Annotated in this window: 2 protein-coding genes; one reads left to right on the forward strand and one right to left on the reverse strand. The window is 70.5% G+C overall.

What is annotated here, in order from left to right; genetic code table 11:
* Positions 1-287: 287 nt before the first annotated feature.
* Positions 288-3,158, reverse strand: coding sequence for an ATP-binding protein (locus tag WBN91_RS38785; protein WP_337729444.1), 2,871 nt, complete (start codon positions 3,156-3,158; stop codon positions 288-290).
* Positions 3,159-3,371: 213 nt separating this feature from the next.
* Between WBN91_RS38785 and WBN91_RS38790 the strand changes: the two genes are divergently transcribed.
* A complete protein-coding gene (locus WBN91_RS38790; RefSeq protein ID WP_337729284.1) occupies positions 3,372-6,065 on the forward strand; it encodes an RICIN domain-containing protein in 2,694 nt (897 codons plus the stop codon).
* The last annotated feature ends 319 nt before the right edge of the window (positions 6,066-6,384 follow it).

Below are 6,384 nucleotides of genomic sequence, written 5' to 3' on the forward strand. Positions count from 1 at the left end.
AAAGCTAGCAGGGAGACCACCGATGGGGGGTGAAGGGCGTCGGTTCCCCCACCGCATGACCTGGCAAAGCCAACCACGCTTTGGGCCGGGTGCCGCTAAAACTTTTTGCTCGTCCCTCGCAAAAACTTTCGGCTGCACCCGACCCAAAGCGTGGTAGCCCTTCGGGCAGGCCATACGGTGGGGAACCGAGGCCCTCCACTTGTAGGTAACACCTACCGCGCGCTCCGCGCGCGAACCACCGCGCTGCGCGCGGGGAAGGCGGCGCTGCGTGGTGTTGTGGGGCTGCGCTAGTCGAGGTGGTCGGCGCGTAGTTGGGCGCGGGAGTTGATGCCCAGTTTGCGGAACAAGCGCGCCACGTGCTGCTCGACCGTCCGTGAGGACAGGAAAAGCTGCTCGGCGATCTCCCGGTTGGTCCGGCCCGCCGCGACCAACCGGGAGATCTCGACCTCCCGGGGCGACAGGTCGTTGCCGTATCCGCGCCGGCCCCGCCGGGTCGGTGCGGCACCGCCGAGGGTGTGCAGCTTGTGGCGGCAGCGCGCTGCGTCCTTCGACGCGCCCAGAGCGTCGAAGGACGCCGCCAGGTCCTTGAGCAGTGCGACGGCCTTCTCGGGGTCGGACGTCAGTGCGGCCTCTCGTTCCCGCGCGAGGGCGGCGAAGTACGGTGCGGGCATTGCTTCATAGCGCTCGCAAGCTTCCCTGAAGTGCCCGATGGCCTCACTGCGCTCGGCCAGCGCCCCACGGCACTGCGCCAGCGCGGCGAGCACGGCGGGCGCGTCGCGGTCGGCGACGCCTTCCGCGATCTCGTCCACCAGCCGTCCGGCCTCCGCTCCCCTGCCGACCGCCGTGTAGGTGGCGACCGCGACCGGCGCGAGCAGACTGACCCACGGCCAGCAGCCCGTCCGCCGCACGGCCGCCAAGCCCCGGTCGACCTCCGCCGCCGCCTCGGCCGCCGCTCCGCGCTCCAGCAGGATCGACGCCAGGCCCGCGGTGCCGCCGATCGCCACCGGGAGGATCGCGTCGTCCGGGTCGTGTGCACCGGTGCGGGCGAAGTGGCCGGCCGCGGTCTCCTGCTCGCCGCGGGCCGCCGCCAGCCAGCCCAGCACCAGCTCCAGCTCGCCGGCCATGCTGGTGACGTCCCGGTACTCCTCGATCAGGCCACCTGCCCGCTGCGCCAGGCCCGCCCACCGGCCGGTGATCCAGTCCAGCCGCGCCTCGGTGGTCCGGCCGGTGCTGACCACGAATGGCGCGCCGCTGAGCGCCGCGAGCCGCAGCCCGTCGTGCAGGTACTGGGCGCCCAGGTCCAAGTGGCCCAGCCAGACGCAGGCGTCGGCGACGTTGCACCGCAGCCGCGCGAGGTGTTGCCGGCCGCCGAGGGTGTCGGCGTGTTCGGGCACCTCGTCCAGCCACGCCAAGTGGCCCTGGTGCAGGCGGGAGCCGAGCACGTTGGCCAGCAGGGCGATCCGCAGCTCGCCGGTCGCGGTCGCGCGGTGCTCCTGGGCGCGCTGCCACCAGCGAGCCAGTTCGTCCGGCGGCGGGGTGCCCAGGTAGGGCATGGACAGGGCGGCGGTAGCGCGGGCGACCAGGTCGGGGCGGTCGGCCAGCTCGCCGATCGCGCGTTCCAGCTCGGCGCGGCCATCCTGGATGTGGCCGATCCGGCGGAGCAGCAGCAGCGCCCGGTACAGCCGCACCTCGCCGCGCACCGACGTGGCCAGGCGCGGGTCGACCAGCAGGCGCTCCAGCGTCTCGGTCGGGTCGCGCTGGTCCAGGCCGGTGTTGGCGATGCGGCCGAGCTTGATCGCCAGCCGGTCTACCACGTCGGCGGGCAGCACGGGTGCGGCCAGCAGCCGGTGCAGCAGCGTGGTGGCGGTCGCCGCGTCCCCGGAGTCGATGGCGCGGTCGGCCGCCGCCTCGCCGTGGGCCAGCCAGGCCGCCGTCCGGCCAGCGCGCTCGCTGTGCTCGGCCAGCTGGACCAAGGGGCGCGGCTCGACGTGCTCCAGCGCGTCCACGGCCCGGTCGTGCAGGGCGGCGCGCTCGGGGGCGGTGATCGTGTCGTAGACGGCCTGGCGGGCCAGCATGTGCCGGAAGCCGTATCCCAGGTCGTCCACCTGGTGCAGCACGTGCCCGTCCACGGCGTGCGCCAGCGCCGTCCCGGACCGGTGCCGCGGGACTCCGCCCACCTGGGCGAGCAGGCCGGCGGGTGCGGGGGCGCCGAGCACGGCCGCCGCCTCGACCAGCCGGACCGTGTCGGCGGGCAGGGTGGCGAGGCGGTCGGCCATCGCGTCGCGCAGCAGCACCGGGACCTTGACCGCGTCGAGCAGCCGCTTGGCCCGTGCGCTGCCCGCCTGCACCGCGCCTGCGGGGTCGCGCAGGGCTCGTAGTGTTTCCTCGACGACGAACGGGATGCCCGCCGTCCGCTCGTGCAGCAGGGCCGCGAAGTCCGCCGACACTCCCGGCGTGCCGAGGATCGCCTCGGTCAGCCCCCGCACGCCGGCCACGTCGAGCGGCTCCAGCTCCAGCACCGCGACCAAGCCGCCGGCGGCCGACCGGAACTCCGCGCCCAGCGGGCTGCCGCCGGGCAGGTCCTCCCGCCGGTAGGTCAGCACCGTGCTCAGGGTGGGCGGCGGGCCGCCCGCCAGGAAGCGCAGCAGCTGCCGGGTGCCGTCGTCGGCCCAGTGCAGGTCCTCGACCACGAGCAACGCCGGTCCGAGGGCGGCGAGCAGTTCCCGGACGGCCCGGAACAGCCGGTGCCGTTCGGCCCGCGGGTCGCCCAGCGGGGGAAGCGGCGGCGGCAGGTCGGCGGCGATCTCGGGCAGCAGCGGGGCTAGCGCGCCGATCACCGGGTTCAGCGACCGCTGCTCGGCCAGGTGCGGTCCGGTGCCCCGCAGCGCCTCCAGCAGCGCGCCGTAGGAGAACGGCTCGCCGACCTGCTGGCAGTGCCCGACCAGCGGCAGGACGCCGCCGAGGTCCCCGGCGAGCAGTTCGGCGACCAGCCTGCTCTTGCCCACCCCCGACTCGCCCTCGAGCAGGACTACCGCCGGGCGCCGCGCCGTGGCCTCCCGCAGCGCGGCCAGGTGCTCGGCGCGCCCGATCAGGACCGGTGAGCTGGTGCGGAACCAGCGACCGTGCCACGCCTGCGAGACACCGTCTCGTCGCCTCATGACGCCTCCCGGGCCGCGGGCGGTGATCATCCGGTGTCTTGTTAGCGCTCACCACATCGGGCGTCAAGCCTAGGCCCGAGGACCGTTAGCGCTAACACCGTGGCAGCAACCAGACATTGCTGCCCGGCGCCGGGGGTGGCTAGCTTGCCGGAAGGCGACCGGGCTTGCGACCGGCCGCCGACTGCTCGTCAACGACGACGATGGGAGAAGAAGGTGAGATCAGCCGCTACCGCCGCCAGGACGTTGTTAGCCCTCGCGGCACTCGTGTCCGTGTCACTGGTGCCGACCACGGTGAACCCACCCAGTGCCTCGGCCGCTGTCCAGGCCACGTTCTACGTCGCCCCCAACGGCAACGACTCCGACCCCGGGACGATCACGGCGCCATTCAAGACGGTGCAGCGGGCCCGGGACGCCGTCCGCACGATCAACGCGAACATGTCCGGGGACATCCAGGTCTACCTGCGCGGCGGGAACTACCCGGTGAGCAGCACCATCGACTTCACCGCCGCCGATTCGGGCACCAACGGGCACCGGGTTCTGTACTCCGCGTACCAGAACGAGACGCCCGTGCTCAACGGCGGCGTCCAGGTGACCGGCTGGACCCAGCACAGCGGCAACATCTGGAAGGCCCCGCTCACCCGCGCCAACAAGCTGCGTGCGCTCTACGTCAACGACAAGCGCGCCTTCATGGCCACCAAGACGATCAGCTCGCAGGGCTGCTACGGCAGCTACAGCGTCAACGCCGGCCAGGCGTCTTGGGCGTGGGAGTCGGGCTCGCAGTGCGACGGGGCCAAGTACGGCCTCGGCGACCTGCCCGCCATCACCCGCAACCAGGACGACGTCGAGATCGAGACGGCGACGACCTGGCAGACGTCCATCGTGGGCGTCCGGCAGATCACCACCGCCGGCGACGGCTCCGGGCGGGTCGCGCTGTTCCAGCAGCCGGGCGGCGCCATCGCCCAGGGCGCGTTCAACGGCAACTTCCAGTCCGGCGGCAGCCACAAGTTCTCCAACGCCTACGAGTTCCTCGACGCGCCGGGCGAGTTCTACTTCGACCGGGCCGCCCAGACGGTCTACTACTACAAGAACAACTCGGACAACATGGCCACGGCGACGGTCTACGCGCCGAACAACGTGTCCACCCTGCTCCGGGTCGCCGGCACGTCCACGACCAACCACGCCCGCAACATCACCTTCTCGGGCATCACGGTCCAGCACTCGGACTGGAACCTCTTCACCGTGGCCGGGTCCTCGTTCAAGCAGGCCCAGCAGGGCAACCTGGGCAACACCGCGTACGCGAAGGGCAACTTCCACGTCTACTACTACCGCAACGTCGACCTGGCGCCCGGCGCGATCCAGGTGGAGAACGCCGACAACATCGCCCTGATCCGCAACCGCGTGCAACACACCGGTGTCGACGCGATCAACCTGGCCAACGACGTGCAGAACATCCAGGTGATCGGCAACTACACCAACGACACCGGCGGGGCCGCCATCAACGTCGGCCACCCGCAGCACGTCTACATCGGCGACCACACCTCGTCCAACCGCGAGAAGTACTCGCCGCAGGTGGAGGGCCTGCCGAAGAACATCGAGATCAAGAACAACTACCTCTACGACACCGCGGTGTTGTTCAGCGGGCACAGCCCGATCTCCGCGTTCTTCGTCGACACCCTGACCATCCAGCGCAACCGCATCGAGAAGGCCCCGTGGAACGGCATCACGATGGGCTGGGGCTGGTGGAACTTCGACGGCTCGTCGGGCTCGATCGCCCCCAACCGCCCGACCACCACGGCCAGGAACAACAACATCAGCTACAACCACATCATCGACACGGTCCAACGCCTCAACGACACCGCCCCTATTTACACGTTGGGCGCCCAGCCGAACACGTCGATCACCAACAACTACCTGCAAGGCGTCCCGTCGGGCCACAAGTACGGCCTGCACCCGGACGAGGGTTCGGCGTACATCACCTTCCGCGACAACGTCGTGAGTGTGGACAAGAACGTCACGTGGATGATCAACTCCGACGACTTCGGCCGCAAGCACGACCTGAACATCACCCAGACGTACGGGCCGATCAACAAGGTCTCCAACAAGAACCTGCCGAACAGCACCATCCAGGACATCCTCGTCTACTCGGACTACGTGTGGCCGGCACCCGCGCACAGCATCGCGGTGAACTCCGGCCTGGAGGACGCGTACCGGGACATCATCCCGGCAAGCAACCTCTCCCTGCCTGACTACGTCCTGCCCGACAGCACATTCGTGGGTTCAGGCACGGCATCGATCCCGGTCCGGAGTACTGGCGACGCCACCAAGACCCTGTGGCTGGCTCCGCTGGGCACTACGTCGTTCGCGGTAGGCCCGACGATGACCAGGGCAACCGGCACGGCGACCACGATCGACGTCCCGACGACGTCCGGCGACTACCGGCTGTACGTGGTGGACGCACAGGGCAACCGTTCCCCCGAGTCGAAGTCACTGGCGAGGAGGCAGGGCGGCGGAAGCCAGCAGGGCGTGTCGATCGTCGGCGGCCAGTCCGGGCGCTGCATCGACATCAGCGGCGCAAGCGCCACCAACGGCGCGGCAGCGCAACTGTGGGACTGCCACGGCGGCACCAACCAACGCTTCACCTACACCGCCGGCAAGCAGTTGCAGGTCTACGGCAACAAGTGCCTGGACGCCAACAACCAGGGCACCACCAACGGCACAACGGTCGTGATCTGGGACTGCAACAGCCAGACCAACCAGCAGTGGAACGTCAACGCCAACGGCACCATCACGGGTGTCCAGTCGGGGTTGTGCTTGGACGCTTCTGGGGCGGCTACCGCTAACGGGACGCGGATCATCTTGTGGTCTTGCGGGGGCGGCGCGAACCAGCAGTGGAGCTTGCGCAGCTGAAGCATCCCGAGGAGCCAGGCCGCCACCTGGCTCCCTTTACGCCTGGGTCGCGCGGGTCGCGCGGGGTCGCGCGGGTCGCGCGGGGTCGCGCGGGGTGCGCTCTTGGGGCTGAGGCCAGCCCTCTCTTGACGCCGCCCCCGCCCACAGCACAGTGCCCCCAGCCCCACAGCGCAGCCATCCCCACCCCGCGGCGCAGCAATCCCTTCCCCCCAGCGCAATCCTTCCCGCGCGTAGCGCGGTGATTCGCGCGCGGAGCGCGCGGTAGGTGTTACCTACAAGTGGAGGGCCTCGGTTCCCCCACCGTATGGCCTGCCCGAAG

The sequence above is a fragment of the Saccharothrix sp. CCNWYY140 genome (genome assembly GCF_037401995.1).
Taxonomy (GTDB): domain Bacteria; phylum Actinomycetota; class Actinomycetes; order Mycobacteriales; family Pseudonocardiaceae; genus Actinosynnema.

What these genes read in the sequence shown, in the direction of transcription:
- WBN91_RS38785 (WP_337729444.1), bottom strand. Translation starts at nt 3,158, where the DNA reads ATGAGGCGACGAGACGGTGTCTCGCAGGCGTGGCACGGTCGCTGGTTC.